This window comes from Herbaspirillum lusitanum (genome assembly GCF_026127345.1).
GTDB lineage: Bacteria > Pseudomonadota > Gammaproteobacteria > Burkholderiales > Burkholderiaceae_D > Herbaspirillum > Herbaspirillum lusitanum.
The window spans coordinates 105571-122879 of sequence record NZ_QXFG01000016.1 but is presented as its reverse complement, the minus strand read 5'-3'; the positions used below and the strand labels follow the sequence as shown (position 1 = coordinate 122879).

The window sequence follows — 17309 nt, the reverse complement described above, 5'->3', positions numbered from 1 at the left end:
TTGAACAAGACATTGATGGCGACGCGATGTTTTAAATTAAGGGCAATGTCTTGTTTGAGACAGTCTCTTGTTGCATTCCACCTCTACATTGGCTGCCTGGGACGAGAAACAATGGCTCGTCCCCAGACCATGAGCGATCAATCGCCGCACAGAATTTTTATAATTCAGGAGACATGCAATGCAGCAATCCATCTACGGGAAGGGTCTTTCCCGCACACCCGCAAACTACGTTCCCTTGACCCCTTTACACTTTCTTGACCGTAGCGCAGAGCAATACCCGGACCGAATTGCCGTCATCCATGGGAGTTTTCAACAGACCTGGAGCGAAACGCGCCGTCGCTGTCGACGATTGGCCAGCGCCTTGGTCAAGCGAGGTGTACAGCCGGGAGATACCGTGTCCATCCTGGCCCCGAATACCCCCGCGATGCTTGAGTCCCATTTTGGAATTCCTCTCAGCGGCGCAGTGCTGAACAGCATCAACTGTCGCCTGGACTCGGATGGCGTTCGTTTCATTCTCCAGCATGGAGAGTGCAAGATATTGTTGGTCGACCGGGAATTTTCCGAGTTGGTATCGCGGGCAATTGCCGATATGCCGGACAAGCCGCTGATTGTCGACATCAATGATGTGGAAGCCCCTCCAGGGAAAGCGATTGGCGAACTCGACTATGAGAGCTTGCTTCAGGAGGGGGCCCCCGATTTCGAAGGCATATGGCCGTCCGACGAGTGGGATGCGATTGCATTGAATTACACCTCCGGCACAACATCGGATCCCAAGGGGGTTGTACCGAGCCACCGCGGAACGTACGTGATGAGCATGCTGCAGCTGACGGACTGGGGGATGCCGCGCAACCCGGTCTATTTGTGGACCTTGCCGATGTTCCATGCCAATGGCTGGTGCTTTACCTGGGCGATCACGGCCGCTGCCGGTACCCACGTCTGCATGCGTAAAGTTACTGCCAGAAATATCTTCGACGCCATTGCAGACCATGGCGTCAACCATTTCTGCGCCGCCCCGATTGTGTTGTCTTCCATTGCCAGTGCACCCGAGTCCGAAAAACGGCCGCTACCGCATAGCGTACGCGTCCGGACTGCCGGTTCGCCACCGCCGGCAGCAGTTCTCAAGGCGGTGTTGGCGCTGGGTTTTGAAGTGGAACATGTGTATGGGATTACCGAGGCTTCCGGGACTCCTGTGAGTTGCTACATCAATCCTGCATGGTCGCAGTACGACAAAGACGAGCAGTCCCGGTTAATGGCGCGGCAAGGCAATCGATCAGCCGCTCTGGAGGGACTGATGGTGGCGGACCCCGACACTCTCGAGCCTGTCCCCTTCGATGGGAAGACCCAGGGCGAACTTCTCCTCAAGGGCAATATCGTCATGAAGGGATACCTGAAGAACGAAGAGGCGACTGAAAATGCCTTCGCAGGCGGATGGTTTCATACCGGAGACGTAGCGGTGGTGCATGCGGACGGATACGTGCAAATCACGGACCGTTCGAAGGATGTCATCATTTCCGGAGGGGAGAATATTTCCTCGGTCGAGGTGGAGGATGTTCTTCATTGCCATCCCGCTGTGCTGATTGCGGCGGTGGTTTCTCAACCCGATGCGAAATGGGGTGAAACTCCTTGTGCATTCATTGAACTGAAAGCCGGCATTGAACAACCGGATGAATCTGAAATCATCGCTTTTTGCCGTGAGCGATTGGCGCATTTCAAATGCCCCAAGCAGGTGATCTTTTGCGAGCTTCCCAAAACAGGAACAGGAAAGATCCAGAAATTCCGCCTGAGAGAATTGGTCGGAAGTCGAACTGCGATTACCGAGCCGGCCAGGGCTTGAAGACACAAACGGCGCTCTCGGAAGCGCCGTTTTCAATTGCCTTTCCGGGATCGTGTTGCATCTCAGTGGCGCTTACTCTTCATGGTGAGCAAATTCTCGTAGCCGGGATAAATCGAGAATGACCACCGAACCATATTCCACGGAAAGCAGTTTCATATCTGCGAGTTCACGCAATGCGCGATTCGTATTTTGTCTGGAGAGCCCGGACAATCTTCCAATCTCTTCCTGGGAGAGAGGCAAGGCTTGTTCTGTCGATGGATATAACTGAGGATTGAACAATTCCGACAAGCAGAATGCAACTCTGGCGGAGGCTTCTCTCAGGCGGCGGTTCTCGATCAGCGCAACGTAATATCCACAGCGCCAATTCAATTGATCGATGACAAAACGGCTGAAGGATGTGCTTTGCGACAAGAGCCATTCAAAAGTTTGCTTGGGAACGAAGGCTAGCTTGCTATCCCGAATGGCCACAATGGAATAGGGCCGCGGCTCATTCTTCAAAACGGCGCCTTCGCCGAACCATGCGCCGCCAGGAACGCCGGCGAAGGTCGTTGAGCGCCCGTCCTGCGAAACCGTGTCCACTTTTATCATGCCCTCAATCAGACCGAACCAGTGATCTGCCGGCGTCCCTCTCGGGTAAATGATCGTCCCGCTGGCAAATGACTTTTCGAAAATATTCTGACGCAAACGCTCCATCTGGTCTTCCGTCAATTCGGCAGGCCAGCGTGACTTGTTAAGGAAAGCGATGAGTTCAGGGGACAGCGGCATGTTAGCGATAAGCGGAAATGAGAGAGATCAGGATGCCGAACAATATACGTGAATATGCAACTGCTGAGGCGTAGACAATTTCACCGCACTACAAAAATCTGTATCAACTTCGATGCTGCGTCGCAATGCATGAGCTCGCCGTGGGGCCTGGCGGCGCTGGCGGCGATGCTCAATATGAGCAGCGCGGCACGGTCCTCAGGCAGAGCGGCATCAAGGCAACAAAATCGACAGTTCCTCCGCGCCTCTTTTGAGTACGGGCAAGAACTGTTCTTCCATCTGCCTGCGACTGACGCGGGTCGCCTGCACGCCCACATTGAGCGCCGCCACCACGTTGCCGCCGGCGCCGCGCACGGGCACGGCGATCGAGCGCAAACCGACTTCCAGTTCTTCATCGATCAGGGCATAGCCGTCGTCGCGCACGCCGGCCAGGATCTCGCGCAGGCGCTTCTGCGATACCACCGTCTTGTCGGTCATGGCGCGCAGCTTGACCTTGCCGAAATAGGCCTTGAGCTGGTCTTCCGGCAGATGCGCCAGCATAGCGCGACCCAGCGACGTGCAGTACGCCGGCAGCCGGCTGCCGGTGTTGAGTGCGACCGACATCACGCGCGACGCGGCCGAGCGGGCCACGTACAACACTTCACTGTCGTCCAGAACCGCCAGCGAGCAGGACTCTCCCAGCGTGCGGCTGATGTTGTTGAGGTAAGGCTGGGACGAGACCGTCAACGGCGTCGACGAGAGATAGGAATAGCCCAGCGTCAGGATCTTCGGACGCAGCGAAAAGTTATTCACGTCGGCATCCGCATAACCCAGCTGGCGCAGCGTGTGCAGGCAGCGGCGCACGGCGGCGCGCGGGATGCCTGTCTTCTGGCTGATCTGCGCAATCGTCAGGCTGCGGCGCGAATCGGCGAACGCGCGGATGACCGCCAGGCCGCGCGCCAGCGAGGTCATGAAGCTGGGATCGGTGAGGGCGTCGATTTCTTCGGCAATGCTCAGGCTGCGCTCGGCGGCAGGGATCGTATCGGCAGCATCGTCGCCGGCTTTCGGCGTCGTCGGCGGAGATTTCTTGCTGGTCTTGTCGGTGGTCCTAGGCATGGTCTCGGTGGTGAGGAAGAGGGAAGTGGATTCGTATTCTAAACATTCGTGCGGTGAACGAACACAACCGATCCCGGCTTATTGACGATGAAACCGCCATTTCTCTACACTGAATGTGCGAAATATGACTATTTGTTCGATTATCGAACATTTCGAATTGGCACACTTCAGAAAGACGCATCGTGATCGATAAAACTTTTGAGTCCATGGAACATGCGGTGGAGGGCATCCACGACGGCGCCACCATCATGATCGGCGGCTTCGGCAATGCCGGCATGCCGTCCGCGCTGATTGACGCGCTCATCGCCCAGGGCGCGCGCGAGCTCACCATTGTCAACAACAACGCCGGCAACGGCGAAACCGGACTGGCGGCGCTGCTCAAGGCCGGACGCGTGAAGAAGATCATCTGTTCGTTTCCGCGCCAGACCGACTCGCAGGTATTCGACGCGCTCTACCGCGCCGGCAAGATCGAGCTGGAACTGACGCCCCAGGGCAACCTGGCCGAACGCATCCGCGCCGCCGGCGCCGGCATCGGCGGCTTTTTCAGTCCCACCGGCTACGGCACAATGCTGGCCGAAGGCAAGGAAACGCGCCTCATCGACGGCCGTCACTATGTGCTGGAGTCGCCCATCCATGCCGACTTCGCACTGATCAAGGCGCTGCGCGGCGATCGCTGGGGCAACCTGGTCTACCGCAAGACCGCGCGCAACTTCGGGCCCATCATGGCCATGGCCGCCAAATGCACGATCGCGCAAGTCAGCGAAGTCGTGGCGCTGGGAGAACTCGACCCCGAGGTCATCGTGACGCCGGGCATTTTCGTGCAACGCGTGGTGCAAACCAACACGCAAGGCAACCTGCAGGAGGCCGCGCAATGAGCCGCTATACCCGTGAACAAATGGCCGCCCGCGTGGCCCGCGACATTCCCGAAGGCGCTTACGTCAACCTCGGCATCGGCCTGCCGACCAAGGTCGCCAACTACCTGCCGGCCGACAAGGAAATTTTCCTGCAAAGCGAAAACGGCCTGCTCGGCATGGGTCCGGCGCCGGCGGCGGGTGAAGAAGACGAAGACCTGATCAACGCCGGCAAGCAGCCGGTCACGCTGCTGACCGGCGGCGCCTATTTCCACCACGCCGATTCCTTCGCCATGATGCGCGGCGGCCATCTCGACATCTGCGTGCTGGGCGCCTTCCAGGTCTCAGCCGGCGGCGACCTGGCCAACTGGCACACCGGCGCGCCGGATGCGATTCCGGCCGTGGGCGGCGCCATGGACCTGGCCAGCGGCGCCAAGCAGGTGTTCGTGATGATGGAGCACCAGACCAGGAACGGCGAAAGCAAGATCGTCGATCAATGTGCCTACCCGCTCACCGGCATCGGCTGCGTCAATCGCATCTATACCGATCTCGCGGTGATCGACGTCACGCCGCAGGGTCTGCAGGTGCTGGAAATCGTCGAAGGAATGTCCTTCGACGAATTGCAGGAACTGACCGGCGCAACGCTGCGCCCGGCTGCCTGAACCATATGACTGCGACGAGGAAAGACATGACAGACGTATTTATCTGCGACGCCGTTCGCACTCCGATCGGCCGCTTCGGCGGCGCGCTGAAAGACGTACGCGCCGACGATCTCGGCGCCGTCCCGCTGCGCGCGCTGATGGAGCGCAATCCCCAGGTCGACTGGCAGGCGGTGGACGACGTCATCTACGGCTGCGCCAACCAGGCCGGCGAGGACAACCGCAACGTCGCGCGCATGTCGCTGCTGTTGGCCGGCCTGCCTCAGGACGTGCCGGGCGCCACCATCAATCGGCTGTGCGGATCGGGCATGGATGCGATCGGCATTGCCGCGCGCGCCATCAAGTCCGGCGAGGCGCAACTGATGATCGCCGGCGGCGTGGAATCGATGACGCGCGCGCCGTTCGTGATGGGCAAGGCCGACAGCGCCTTCTCGCGCAACGCGGCGATCTACGACACCACCATCGGCTGGCGTTTCATCAATCCGCGGATGAAGACGCAGTACGGCGTCGATGCCATGCCGGAGACCGGCGAAAACGTCGCCGACGACTACAAGATCAGCCGCGCCGACCAGGACAAGTTCGCCGTGCGCAGCCAGGCCAAGGCGGCCGCCGCGCAGCAGAACGGCATCCTGGCGCAAGAGATCGTGCCGGTGGTCATTCCGCAAAAGAAGGGCGAGGCGATTACCGTGACGCAGGACGAGCATCCGCGCGCGACCAGCATGGAAGCGCTGGCCAAACTCAAGCCCATCGTGCGACCCGACGGCAGCGTCACTGCGGGCAACGCCTCCGGCGTGAACGACGGCGCCTGTGCCTTGCTGCTGGCCGGCGCCGACGCAGTGGAGAAGTTCGGCCTGAAGCCGCGCGCGCGCATCCTCGGCATGGCCACCGCCGGCGTGGCGCCGCGCATCATGGGCATCGGCCCGGCGCCTGCCAGCAAGAAGTTGCTGGCGCGGCTGGGGCTGGACATCGCGCAGATGGACGTGATCGAACTCAACGAAGCCTTCGCCTCGCAAGGACTCGCGGTGCTGCGTGAACTCGGCGTGGCCGACGATGACGCCCGCGTGAATCCCAACGGCGGCGCCATCGCCTTGGGGCATCCGCTCGGCATGAGCGGCGCACGCCTGGTCGCCACCGCGACTTACCAGCTGGAACGCAACGGCGGCCGCTACGCCTTGTGCACCATGTGCATCGGCGTGGGGCAGGGCATCGCGATGGTCATCGAGCGGGTGTAATCGGAAGCTGTCTTACTCGCGCGACTGGTTGAAAATCGGCGAGGACGGACTGTTGCCCGCCAACTCCCGTGCGGCGGCGAGCAGGTCGGAGCCGAGGCTCTCCATGCGCCGCATGTCGAGCCGTTGCAACGGGCCGGCGATACTGAGCACGCCGATGGCCTGATAGCCGGGTCGCTGTATCGGCGCCGCCATCGCCGTATACAGATGGGAATAGCGCAAAAATCCTCCTGCAAGTTTCCGCGGATAAGCCTATGATCTGCAAACGCAATCGAGACGGGATTGCCCGCCGCGCGGTCCGGCGGGTCGACTCCGACACTGTCTCCGCACCATTCTCCCCGGCATTCCCGGTTGCGCCAGGCACGGACATCCGGATGGAGTGACGTCTTCCCCGATGTTCTACCCAACAGGACGTCGGAGGAGTTAAAAGATGACAACCAGCTTCAACCTCAACGGCAAGCAAGTCACAGTCAAAGCGGAACCGGATACGCCGTTGTTGTGGGTGATCCGCGATGAAATCGGCCTGACCGGCACCAAGTTCGGTTGCGGCATGGCGCTCTGCGGCGCCTGTACCGTGCAGCTCGATGGCGCGCCCATCCGTTCATGCCAGACTCCGGTATCGGCGGCCGCCGGCAAGAAGGTCGCCACGGTCGAATCCCTGTCCAAGGACAATACCCATCCGCTGCAAAAAGCCTGGATCGCGCACGACGTGCCGCAGTGCGGCTATTGCCAGTCGGGCCAGCTCATGAGCGCCGCGGCGCTGCTGCGCACCAACAAGAATCCCAGCGACGCCGACATCGAGAACGCCATGAGCGGCAACATCTGCCGCTGCGGCACCTATAACCGCATCCGCGCCGCCATCAAGAGCGCCGCGGCTGAAATGCGCAAGGCCTGAGGAGATCGCCATGACAACCACACGACGCGATTTTCTCAAAGCGACAGCGCTGGTCGGCGGCGGCCTCACGCTCGGCGTCAGCCTGCCGGGCGCGGTCAGCGTGTCGCAGGCGGCCGGCACGCTGCACACGCCCAACGCCTGGGTCCACATTGCCGACGACAACACCATCACGCTGATTTCCGCGCGTTCCGAAATGGGCCAGGGCGTCTACACCTCGATGCCGATGCTGATCGCCGAAGAACTGGGCGTCGACCTCCGCAAGATCAAGGTCGAGATCGCCCCGGTCGGCGAGGTCTATACCAATGCCTTGCTCGGCGGCCAGCTCACCGGCGGCTCGACCTCGGTGCGCGACGGCTGGGAAAAGCTGCGCGTGGCCGGCGCCCAGGTGCGCACCATGCTGGTCGCGGCAGCGGCACAGAAATGGAACGTCGACGCCGCTACGCTCACGGCCGGCGACGGCAAGGTCACCGGTCCGGGCGGACGCAAGGCGACCTACGGCGAACTGGCTGATGCCGCATCGAAGCTGCCGGTGCCCAAGGACGTGGTGTTGAAGGACCCGAAGGATTTCAAGATCATCGGCAAGCCGACCAAGCGCCTCGACACCCCGCGCAAGGTCAACGGCACGGCAGTGTTCGGCATCGACGTCAAGCTGCCGGGCATGGTCTACGCCTCGCTGGAGCAGTGTCCGGTGATCGGCGGCAAGGTAGTGAGTTTTGACGCGAGCAAGGCCAAGACCATGCCGGGCGTGATCGACGTGGTGCAGATCCGCGACGGCGTGGCGGTGGTGGCGGACAGCTACTGGCGTGCCAAGAAGGCGCGCGAAGCCGTGACCGTCGCCTGGGATGAAGGTGCGGGCGCCGCCATCGACAATGCCTCGATGATGGACGGCATCCGCAACGCCAAGGATGCGCCGACGCCGATCAAAAAAACCGGCGACGCCGATGCCGCCATGAAGAGCGCCGCCAGGACCATGCAGGCCGAATACTGGTCGCCGCTGCTGGCGCACGCAACGATGGAGCCGCAGAATTTCACTGCCGATTTCAATGCCAAGGACGGCAAATGCCTGGTGATCGGCCCGGCGCAATTCCAGCAGGGCACGCAGGGCAACGTCGCGGCAGCGGTCGGCCTCAAGCCGGAAGACGTCACGGTGCAGACCACCTTCCTCGGCGGCGGCTTCGGCCGGCGTCTGGAATACGACTTCGCGGTGCAGGCGGCGCAGATTTCCAAAGCGGTCGGCAAGCCGGTCAAGCTGTTGTGGAGCCGCGAGGACGACACCACCCATGATTTCTACCGGCCGATGGCCTTCCATCGCATGGCGGCCGGACTCGATGCGGCCGGCAAGCCGGTCGCGCTGACCTTCCAGCTGACTTCGCAGTCGGTGACGCAGCGCGCCTTCGGTCTGCCCAAGGGCGCACTCGATCCCTTCATGGCGGAAGCGGCGGTGGTCGGCTACGACATCCCCAACATGACGCAGGAACTGATCGAGCACGACAGCGGCCTGCGCGTCGGCTACTGGCGCTCGGTCAGCCACGCGCTCAACGCCTTCGCCAACGAGAGCTTCATCGACGAGCTGGCCGCCGCCGCCGGCAAGGATCCCTATCAATACCGGCTGGCGATGCTGGACAAGCAGCCGCGTTTCGCCAACGTGCTGAAGATCGCGGCGACCAAGGCGGGCTGGGGCAAGCCGCTGGCGAAAGGACGCAGCCGCGGCATCGCCCTGATGGAAGGCTACGACACCTACATGGCGCAGGTGGCGGAGATTTCGGTGAAGGACAACGAGATCACCGTGCACAAGATGTGGGTGGCCGCCGACCTCGGCCGCATGGTCAATCCCGACACGGTGGAAGCGCAGATAGAATCGAGCATCGCTTTCGGTCTGTCGTCGGTGCTGGGCTCGGAAATCACGCTCGACAAGGGGCGCGTGCAGCAGACCAATTTCCATGACTATCCGGTGATCCGCATGTCGCAGATGCCGCGCATCGACGTCACGCTGGTCAAGAGCACCGAGAAGCCCGGCGGCATCGGCGAACCGGCCACGGCGCTGGTCGGACCGGCGGTGGCGAACGCGTTGTTCGCGGCGACGGGAAAACGCGTGCGCAAGATTCCGCTGTCGCCGGACAATATCAAATCGGCTTGAGCAGCACGTGAAGTAAATGCAACAAACGCAGGAAGCGCCTCCACTGGAAACGGAGGCGCTTTTTTTATGCGCCTACAGCGCGTCGTGGAAAATCACACCCGCCGTATAGCGATGGCCGGAACGCAGGCGGCTCACGCCATGGCGCATCTTGACGCGATAGTAGCCGCGCGTGCCGGCCACCGGCCGCTCATTGACTGCGAACAGCAAGGCGTCGCCCTGGCGCAATGGAACCACTTCCGCGCGCGACTGCATGCGCGGGCGCTGTTCCGTCATGACGAATTCGCCGCCGCTGAAATCGCGCCCCGGCGCCGACAGCAGGATCGCCATCTGGATCGGGAACACGTGTTCGCCGTACAAGTCCTGGTGCAGGCAGTTGTAGTCGCCGCTTTCATATTTGAGGATCAGTGGCGTCGGCCGCAGCTGTCCGGCTGCATGGCAGCGCGCGAGGAAGTCGTCATGCGCGGCGGGATAGCGTACGTCGATGCCCATCGCCTCGTTCCAGCGGTTGGCCTGCGGCGCCAGGCGCGCGTAGAAGGCGCTGCGCAATGCGCCGATCAGTTCCGGCAGCGGATAGCTGTAGTACTTGTATTCGCCGCGACCGAAACCATGGCGCGCCATTATCACGCGGCTGCGATAGAGTTCATCGCGCGCATAGTCGGCAATCAGCGCCTCGCACTCCTGCTCCTGCAGCAAGCCGGGCAGGCGCGCGCAGCCGTATTCATTGAGCTCGGTGGCGATGTCCTGCCAGTCCAGCGCAGCGGCGCGTCGGACGACGGAATTGCTGTGGTTTGCCACGGTATTCATTACTTCATCCTCTCGCCTGCGAATCGATATGGACTCAGTGTAAGAAGGCGGTGCGGCGGCGGCACTCCGGTGCTTGCTTTTGAATTCGGCTAGAGCATTTCCAATGGGCGGCGTTTCTTCGGCGGCGCAAAAGCCCGGTCGAGTCCGGCCAGATCGGTCGCGTCGAGCGTCACGTCCAGGCAGGCGCGATTGTCCTGCACGTGCTGCACCGTTGATGCCTTGGGAATCGAGATCATGCCCGGATGGCGCAACGTCCACGCCAGCGCAACCTGCGCCGGCGTGACGCCATGGCGTTCGGCGACCGCGACCAGCGCGGCGTCCTTGAGGATGCGTCCCTGTTCGATCGGCGAATAGGCCATGAGGGCGATATTCTGCTCGACGGCGAAGGGACGCAGGTCGAACTCGATGCCGCGCCGCGACAAGTTGTACAAGACCTGGTTGACCTGCACATGATGGCCATTGTCCTGCTCGAGCAATTCCTGCATGTCGTCGAGGTCGAGATTGCTGACGCCCCAGGCGCCGATCTTGCCCTGATCGATCAGCGTTTCCATGGCCTCGATGGTGGCGGCAAACGGATGCGTGCCGCGCCAGTGCAGCAGGTAGAGATCGATGCGTTCCACCCGCAGGCGTTTCAGGCTGGCTTCGCAAGCCTTGACCGTGCCGGCGCGCGAGGCGTTGAAGGGCAGCACCTTGCTGACCAGGTAGACCTCGTCGCGACGGCCGGCGATGGCCTTGCCGACCACCTTTTCGGCGCCGCCGTCGCCGTACATTTCGGCGGTGTCGATCAGCGTCATGCCGAGCTCGATGCCGTGCTGCAGCGCGCGCACCTCATCGGCGGCGCGCGCGGCCGACTCGCCCATGTTCCAGGTGCCTTGGCCGAGCGCGGGAACGCGGTCGCCGTTGTTGAGGGGAATGGTCGGGATGGGTTTCATGGCGGCTCCGTCGTGCTGGCAGGGAAAGCTCCAATGTAGCGCAGGCGGCGCGTGCTTGCCAACGCCGTGCGCGGAGAACGATTATGATCGCTGGATGGCGCCGCGGTCCGGCCGTAACGACGCCGACATATTCGCGGCTTAAGCTTAATCTTCCGAACCCAACGTCAACTACCCATGCGCCTCTTTTTCCCGCTGTTCGCTCTGCCGTTTCTGCTGTTTGCCATCGCCGTTCCGGCACACGCCGCCAACCCCGATGCACTGTGGCAGATCGCGAACGAAAAATGCCTGCCCAACAGCCTCGCTGCCGGCGATCCGGCGCCGTGCGCAATGGTGGATCGTGAAAGCGGCTTCGTGATCCTCAAGGACCTGGTCGGCGCGGCCCAGTATCTGCTGATCCCGACCGTGCGCCTGAGCGGCATCGAAAGTCGTGAACTGCAGCAGGCGCAATGGCCCAATTACTGGCGTCATGCGTGGGAGCAGCGCGGCCGCGTCGGTGCTGCGCTGGGGCGGCCGCTGGAGCCGTCGCAGGTCGGCCTCGAAATCAATTCCGCCGCGGCGCGCAGCCAGTTGCAACTGCATATCCATATCGATTGCATGCGCCGCGACGTGCCGGGTTTGTTGCGCGCGCATCGGCACGATCCCTTGGGGAAATGGATGCCTTTCATGCTCGAGGGGCATCGCTATTGGGTCATGCGGCTGGAAGCGGACGCCTTGCAGTCACAGGACCCGTTCAAGCTGGCTGCCGCGCGCAGCGAGCATGCCGCCAACGCCATGGGCGCGCAGTCGCTGTTGCTGACGGGAGCGCGTTTCGATGGCGGCGCCGAGGGTTTTTATCTGATCAACATGCCGGTCAATTTCGACCGCGGGGAATTCGGCAGCGCTGAAGTCCTGCTCGACCACGACTGCGCGATCGCTCGCTAAGTCAGTTGCTTCATTGCTTCAGTTGCCTCGGTTGGTCAGGTTCGGCGCAAATCCAGCCCGAGCGCGCGGAAATCCTGCGGCGTCATGCCGTAGGCGCGGCGGAACGCGCGCGTGAAGTCGGAGGCGCTGCCGAAGCCCAGGCCGTAAGCGATTTCCATCACCGCGGTGCGGCGCATGCTGACCAGTTCTTCGGCGGCTTCGCGCAGGCGGCAATTGCGGATATAGGTGCCGAGGCCGCCTTCGTTTTCAAACATGCGATACAAGGTCGGGCGCGACAGATCAAAGGCGCGCAGCACGTTTTCCGGCGTCAGATCTTTGCTATACAGGCGACTCTGGACGTGGCGCTGGATCTGGCTGCGCAACACCGACTGGGCGGCGGCGCGGGCGCTGCTGGTAAGGCGCTGCTGCTTGCCGAACGCGGCCAGCAGCAGGTCGACGCAGACGCGGATGGCTTCTTCCGCCGCCGTCGCCGACATGCCGCGCAGATCCCGGCTCAGCGCCACCAGATGCGCCAGCAGCAGGCGCGTCAGCGGCGACGTGTAGGCCAGCACCTGGCCGTGCAGCGCATCGGCATCGGCGATTTCCGCTTCGACCATGGCGCGCGGCAGGAAGAAGGCCAGCACGTGTGCATAGGTCGGACGCAGCATGCGCATCGGCTGGCCCATGTCCAGCGCCAGGATGCCGGGCACGAATTGCGTCGACTTGCGTTCGCGACGGCTGTCGGTGAGGGTTTCCATGACGCCTTCCACGGCGACATGGAAGACGAAGTCGCGCACGTTGTCGCACGAGATTTTGGCCAGCGTGCGCGACTGCGCCAGCGGGTCGGTGCGGCAGTCGAGATAGATCATGTCCTTGAAGACATACGAATCCATCTCGCCGGCGAAGCTTTGCTGGCGCTGGGTTCGCGACATTGGCGTGTCGAGCAGGCCGCTGACGCGTTCGCTCCAGGCCTGCGCCTGCAGCATGATCGGTTGCTGCGAGACGCTGAAATGATGATGGGTGAACAGCGGCATTCCTGCATCTTCAGCCGGCAAAGACATCCTGCCGCGCGCCGCGATGATGCGACTGGCCAAGCCCTGATGTTCGCGCATCATGAACGTCGTCCGGCGCCGGCGCATGTCAACGCCGGAAAGGAAAGCCGGCCGGTGCGAGCGGCTGCTGGGGATGGAATCATTGCCGGGCGGTAAAGATCGATAGGGACGCAGTGAAGGGGCGAATTGGTGCAATGCAGCTACTCTAAACAATCCTGTTCTTGCTGCAAAGAAAAATGATTGCTGCATCGTATTTTGTTGAGTTCGACCAACATTCAAACGGATGATTTTCTTCGGAAAAGTCCTCACAATCCCGCCGTACCCGTGGCCCGCCGGCGCGCAGTATGCGACTATCTTGTCTTCCCGTACTACTTCAAAAACGTACAAATGACTGGTCCATGAAAACCGCTCCCGCTCCTTTGGAACTCAGCGTTGACCGCACGCTGCAATTGCCGATCTACCTGCAGATCTGCCGGCGCTTCAAGACCGCGATCGCCCAGGGCCATCTGCGCGCCGGCCAGCGTGTGCCGGCGGTGCGTGCGCTGGCGACGGAACTGAATCTGGCGCGCGGTACGGTCGAAACCGCCTACCGCATCCTCACCGACGAGGGTTACCTGCAGGTGCGCGGGGCCGCCGGCACGGTGGTGTCGCCGGCCTTGCCGACGCCCGTCGCGGTCGCCGACACGCCGGGACGCTTTGCCGTGGCCGCCGCCGGCGCGCCGGCGCCGACGCCGGGCGAACATCATGGCCGCGAGCCGGAGCCGCTCAAGCTCGGCTTGCCCGCGCTCGACGCTTTCCCGCGCAAGGTCTGGAACCGCATCGCCGGCCATCGCCTGCGCACCGGCGAGCCGCTCACCATGGCCTATCCCGATCCGGCCGGCTACGGCCCGCTGCGCGAACGCATCGCCACCTACCTCGGCTTGTCGCGCGGCGTGGCCTGCCTGCCGGGGCAGGTGTTCGTCACCGCCGGCTATCGCGCCACGCTGGAACTGGTGCTGCGCAGCCTGGCGGCGCCGGATGACGTGTTCTGGTTCGAGGATCCCGGCTATTTGCAGGCGCAGCTGTTCCTGCGCAATGCCGGCGCAAAACTGGCGCCGGTGCCGGTGGACGGACATGGCCTGATGGTGGAAGAGGGAGTGCGGCGTGCGCCCGATGCACGCTTTGCGCTGGTGACGCCGTCGCACCAGAGTCCGCTCGGCGTGACCTTGTCGCTGGAGCGGCGCATGGCCTTGCTGGAATGGGCCGGCAAGGCCGGCAGCTGGATCATCGAAGACGACTATGACAGCGAATTCCGCTACCAAGGGCGGCCGCTGCCAGCGCTCAAAAGCCTGGATCGTGCCGATCGCGTGATTTATTGCGGCACCTTCAGCAAAGTCATGTTCCCGGGTCTGCGGTTGTCCTACGTGGTCGTTCCGCTCGGCGCGGTGCAGCGTTTCCAGGCCGTGTGCGCCAGCCTCAACGCCGGCTGTCCGTATCTGTTCCAGGCCGGCGTCGCCGACTTCATTGCGCAGGGACATTTTTCGCGCCACCTCAAGCGCATGCGCCTGCTGTACGCCGAACGTCGCGCCGTCTTCGTACGCGCCTTGGAGCAGGTTTTCGGCAACCGGCTGCAGATCGAACTGCAGCCGGGCGGATTGCACATCGTCGCCGGACTGGCAGCGCATGAAGACGACGTGCTGCTGGCGGAGCGCGCCCGTGCCGCGGGTTTCGGCATCAAGTCGTTGTCGAGCTGGTATCTCGACAACGAACCGCAGCGCGGCCTGCTGCTCGGTTTCGCCAACGTGGCGGACGCGGCGATGGCGAAGCGGCTGGCGCTGAAGCTTAAAAAGGCGATGGAAGGCTGAGGCAGGACTGGCTTTCGCTGCCGGTTGCGAGCTTGCAGGCCGCCCATTCAACCACTGCCTGATCATTCGTCGGTGCAAAGGCGGCCACGGTGCAAGCCGTATCGGCATAGCGATACACCGCCGACACGCTGCCCGGCCCGGCGCCGGTATGGCCGACGGCGCCGTCCGATATCATCAATCCTGCGCCATAGCCGAAGTTGCGCGCCGGGCGTCCCGGCAGGCTCTCGCCGAGCGGCGTTTTTCGCAGCATCTCCGCCAGCAACGCCGGCGGCAGGAAATCCGTCGTCAGCAAACGATCCAGCAGCAAGGCAGCCGCCGCAGGCGCACCCAGCAGCAGGCCGTGATAGACCCACTGCGGATGGTAGCCGCGGGCATTGCCCCAGACCGACATCGCAAGATCGTCCGGCGTTTGCGCGAGCATTACGTTGTGAATGCCGAGCGGCGTCAGCACCAATTGGTCGAGCGCGTGCTGCAAGCTGAGGCCGGTGGCGTTTTCGACCAGGCGACGCACCAGAAAATAACCGGTATTCGAATAGCGCCATCCCGCATCAGGCGCGAACAGCAGCGTGTCGGCATCGGTGCGCGCCAGCATCTCTTCGGCCGGCCACGGCGCATCGCCGCGTGCCACCGCCTGCGCGTAACTCCCCAGTTCGGAATAGTTTGGCACGCCTGCGCCGTGGCGCAGCAGTTGCCGCAGCGTGTAGGGCTTGCCGGGCAGCGGCGCGTCCAGCGTGAGTTTGCCGTCGCAGACCAATGACATGGCTGCGGCGGCCAACACGGTCTTGGTGAAACTCCACCACGGCGCCGGCGATGCTTGCAGGTCGCCGCGCACCAGTTGGCCGTCGCGGACGATGGCGATGGCGGTGTGTTCGGACGCAGGAGGAGAAGGAGGCGAAGAGAGGGGCGCTATGCTCATGTGCGCATTTTATGCGAAATGGTCCGGATAGCGCGGGTTGCCAGAACCAGTGGTCGGCCTGTTTCAGGTCATTTCGCAATTCGCGGAAGCAGTGATATGAAGCGCGGCGTTCGAATCGCTGCGGGGCCGGCTGCTCATGTAATGGTGAGGTAACTACAGTAAAAAAGCCACGCCCTGTGACAGGCGCGGCTTTTCTTTTCAAGCCGCGGTGGGCGGCTGAGTCAATGCATCAGCAGTATGATGAGGAGGATGACGGGAATCGGAATTCCCAACAACCAAAGCAGTATGGCTCCCATGCTGATCTCCTTAGGTCAAAGTAACGGATTCGTGGGTGTCGCGCAGGGTGTCGCGTTCGCCGACGGCAGGTTCCACCGCCGTGTACACCACACGGTCCTTACGGTCACGCAGACGACCGCCGAAAGTTGCCGCCAGGCTGGCGATGAACGCACCGCACAGCAGCGCCACGAACATCCACAGCGAACCGTAGGCTGCCGCCTTGCGAGCCGTATCGGCAGCTTCCTTGGCCTTGGTGGTAGCGTCGTCGATGGCCTTCTTGTAAGCGGCATAGGTGTCGTCGACGCGTTTTTCCGCATCGGCCTGGCTGATGCCGCTACGCTTGGCGATCACTTGCGCAACATAGGTCTTGTCGCCGGCCGGCAGCGCGCCGGTGCGCAGCGCATTGGCGAAGATGCGCGTCACTTCGTTGCGTTGTGCAGGCGCCAGCGGCGGGCTGTCGGGAGCACCGTTGGCAAGCGGCGCAACCGGAGCTGCATCCGCTGTTGCCGGTGCACCAGTTGCAGGAGCGCGGAACAGCGTGTCGATGAAGTAGCCCGACACGGCATCGGCAGTATTGCCATCCGCTGCTGCAACGCTACCGGCAGCAGCGGTAGTGCCGGCGGCTGCTACTGCGGCGCCGGCCGAGCCTGCCACTTTGGCGCCGCTCGAGATCACGTTGCCGATGGCTGTGCTGAGTAGCGCCGCTGTCGCCAGCGATGCCACTGCCCAGGCCAGGAAGCCGTGCGCGGTGTCGCGGAAATACACTTCATCAGTGTGTACGCTGGCCCATTTCACGCGCAAGCGTCCGGCCATGTAACCACCGATGGCCGATGCGGCGATTTGCGTGAAGGTAATCCACGCCACCGTCGACCAGCCGATGGTCTGCGCGCTGAGACCGTTGCCGGACCAAGGCGAGACCGAAGAAAATCCCAGGCCGAAGCCGAGGATCACCAGGATGAAGGACAACGCCGCTGCGGCGAACGCACCCGCGAGGATCGCTCCCCACGAGACGCCGGACGCGACGCTGTCGTCCCCACCAACTGCATGTGCATGCAGGCCACTATTGATCATGTTTTTCTCCTCGAGAGCGTTCTTGTCACCAGAACAAATGTAACCAGCGCGG

At 62.7% G+C, this 17309-nt stretch carries 16 protein-coding genes; 8 read left to right on the top strand and 8 right to left on the bottom strand.

Annotation, left to right across the window (positions count from 1 at the left end; genetic code table 11):
* Nucleotides 1-178 precede the first annotated feature (178 nt).
* Nucleotides 179-1834, top strand: coding sequence for an acyl-CoA synthetase (locus DXT88_RS21340; protein WP_016835360.1), 1656 nt, complete (start codon nucleotides 179-181; stop codon nucleotides 1832-1834).
* 72 nt (nucleotides 1835-1906) lie between these two features.
* Here DXT88_RS21340 and DXT88_RS21335 read toward each other — a convergent pair whose 3' ends face one another.
* Both DXT88_RS21335 and DXT88_RS21330 read right to left on the bottom strand, forming a co-directional pair.
* Nucleotides 1907-2527, bottom strand: a complete 621-nt coding sequence (locus DXT88_RS21335; protein WP_265215956.1) for a Crp/Fnr family transcriptional regulator — start codon at nucleotides 2525-2527, stop codon at nucleotides 1907-1909.
* 282 nt (nucleotides 2528-2809) lie between these two features.
* Entirely contained in the window at nucleotides 2810-3691 is an 882-nt protein-coding gene (locus tag DXT88_RS21330; RefSeq protein WP_265215955.1) for an IclR family transcriptional regulator domain-containing protein, read from the bottom strand.
* 182 nt (nucleotides 3692-3873) lie between these two features.
* On the opposite strand from DXT88_RS21330, the gene DXT88_RS21325 reads away from it, so the two are divergent.
* From DXT88_RS21325 to pcaF, 3 genes are read left to right on the top strand one after another with little or no spacing between them, the layout of a single operon-like run.
* A complete protein-coding gene (locus DXT88_RS21325) occupies nucleotides 3874-4566 on the top strand; it encodes a 3-oxoacid CoA-transferase subunit A (protein ID WP_265215954.1) in 693 nt (230 codons plus the stop codon).
* The gene (locus tag DXT88_RS21320; protein WP_265215953.1) at nucleotides 4563-5204 is read left to right on the top strand and encodes a CoA transferase subunit B; all 642 of its coding nucleotides are present in this window, start codon (nucleotides 4563-4565) and stop codon (nucleotides 5202-5204) included. Before DXT88_RS21325 ends, DXT88_RS21320 begins: the two co-directional genes overlap by 4 nt.
* A 26-nt stretch (nucleotides 5205-5230) precedes the next feature.
* Nucleotides 5231-6433 (top strand): 3-oxoadipyl-CoA thiolase, encoded by a 1203-nt coding sequence (gene pcaF / locus DXT88_RS21315; protein ID WP_265215952.1) that lies wholly within the window; start codon nucleotides 5231-5233, stop codon nucleotides 6431-6433.
* Nucleotides 6434-6445: 12 nt separating this feature from the next.
* On the opposite strand, the gene DXT88_RS21310 is transcribed toward pcaF, so the two are convergent.
* The gene (locus DXT88_RS21310) at nucleotides 6446-6652 is read right to left on the bottom strand and encodes a hypothetical protein (RefSeq protein WP_016835354.1); all 207 of its coding nucleotides are present in this window, start codon (nucleotides 6650-6652) and stop codon (nucleotides 6446-6448) included.
* A 208-nt stretch (nucleotides 6653-6860) separates the two neighbouring features.
* On the opposite strand from DXT88_RS21310, the gene DXT88_RS21305 reads away from it, so the two are divergent.
* Both DXT88_RS21305 and DXT88_RS21300 read left to right on the top strand, forming a co-directional pair.
* The gene (locus tag DXT88_RS21305; protein WP_265215951.1) at nucleotides 6861-7325 is read left to right on the top strand and encodes a (2Fe-2S)-binding protein; all 465 of its coding nucleotides are present in this window, start codon (nucleotides 6861-6863) and stop codon (nucleotides 7323-7325) included.
* A 10-nt stretch (nucleotides 7326-7335) separates the two neighbouring features.
* Nucleotides 7336-9462: a xanthine dehydrogenase family protein molybdopterin-binding subunit gene (locus DXT88_RS21300; RefSeq protein ID WP_265215950.1), complete on the top strand. Its 2127-nt coding sequence runs from the start codon at nucleotides 7336-7338 to the stop codon at nucleotides 9460-9462.
* A gap of 72 nt (nucleotides 9463-9534) precedes the next feature.
* Here the strand turns inward: DXT88_RS21300 and DXT88_RS21295 are convergent, their stop codons facing one another.
* Together DXT88_RS21295 and DXT88_RS21290 are read right to left on the bottom strand one after the other, a co-directional pair.
* A complete protein-coding gene (locus tag DXT88_RS21295) occupies nucleotides 9535-10266 on the bottom strand; it encodes a 2OG-Fe(II) oxygenase (RefSeq protein WP_265215949.1) in 732 nt (243 codons plus the stop codon).
* Nucleotides 10267-10355: 89 nt separating this feature from the next.
* Nucleotides 10356-11198 (bottom strand): aldo/keto reductase, encoded by an 843-nt coding sequence (locus DXT88_RS21290; RefSeq protein WP_265215948.1) that lies wholly within the window; start codon nucleotides 11196-11198, stop codon nucleotides 10356-10358.
* A 174-nt stretch (nucleotides 11199-11372) separates the two neighbouring features.
* Here DXT88_RS21290 and DXT88_RS21285 point away from each other — a divergent pair, with 174 nt between their 5' ends.
* Complete coding sequence (locus tag DXT88_RS21285; protein ID WP_265215947.1) at nucleotides 11373-12119, top strand: CDP-diacylglycerol diphosphatase; 747 nt, start codon at nucleotides 11373-11375, stop codon at nucleotides 12117-12119.
* Nucleotides 12120-12154: 35 nt separating this feature from the next.
* On the opposite strand, the gene DXT88_RS21280 is transcribed toward DXT88_RS21285, so the two are convergent.
* On the bottom strand, nucleotides 12155-13213 hold the full coding sequence (locus DXT88_RS21280) for a helix-turn-helix domain-containing protein (RefSeq protein ID WP_265215946.1): 1059 nt from the start codon (nucleotides 13211-13213) through the stop codon (nucleotides 12155-12157).
* 335 nt (nucleotides 13214-13548) lie between these two features.
* On the opposite strand from DXT88_RS21280, the gene pdxR reads away from it, so the two are divergent.
* Nucleotides 13549-14994, top strand: coding sequence for a MocR-like pyridoxine biosynthesis transcription factor PdxR (gene pdxR, locus DXT88_RS21275; RefSeq protein WP_265215945.1), 1446 nt, complete (start codon nucleotides 13549-13551; stop codon nucleotides 14992-14994).
* Here pdxR and DXT88_RS21270 read toward each other — a convergent pair.
* Together DXT88_RS21270 and DXT88_RS21265 are read right to left on the bottom strand one after the other, a co-directional pair.
* The gene (locus tag DXT88_RS21270; protein ID WP_265215944.1) at nucleotides 14972-15910 is read right to left on the bottom strand and encodes a serine hydrolase domain-containing protein; all 939 of its coding nucleotides are present in this window, start codon (nucleotides 15908-15910) and stop codon (nucleotides 14972-14974) included. The two genes, pdxR and DXT88_RS21270, sit on opposite strands and share 23 nt — an antisense overlap.
* A gap of 306 nt (nucleotides 15911-16216) precedes the next feature.
* A complete protein-coding gene (locus DXT88_RS21265) occupies nucleotides 16217-17257 on the bottom strand; it encodes a hypothetical protein (RefSeq protein ID WP_265215943.1) in 1041 nt (346 codons plus the stop codon).
* Between the last annotated feature and the right edge of the window lie 52 nt (nucleotides 17258-17309).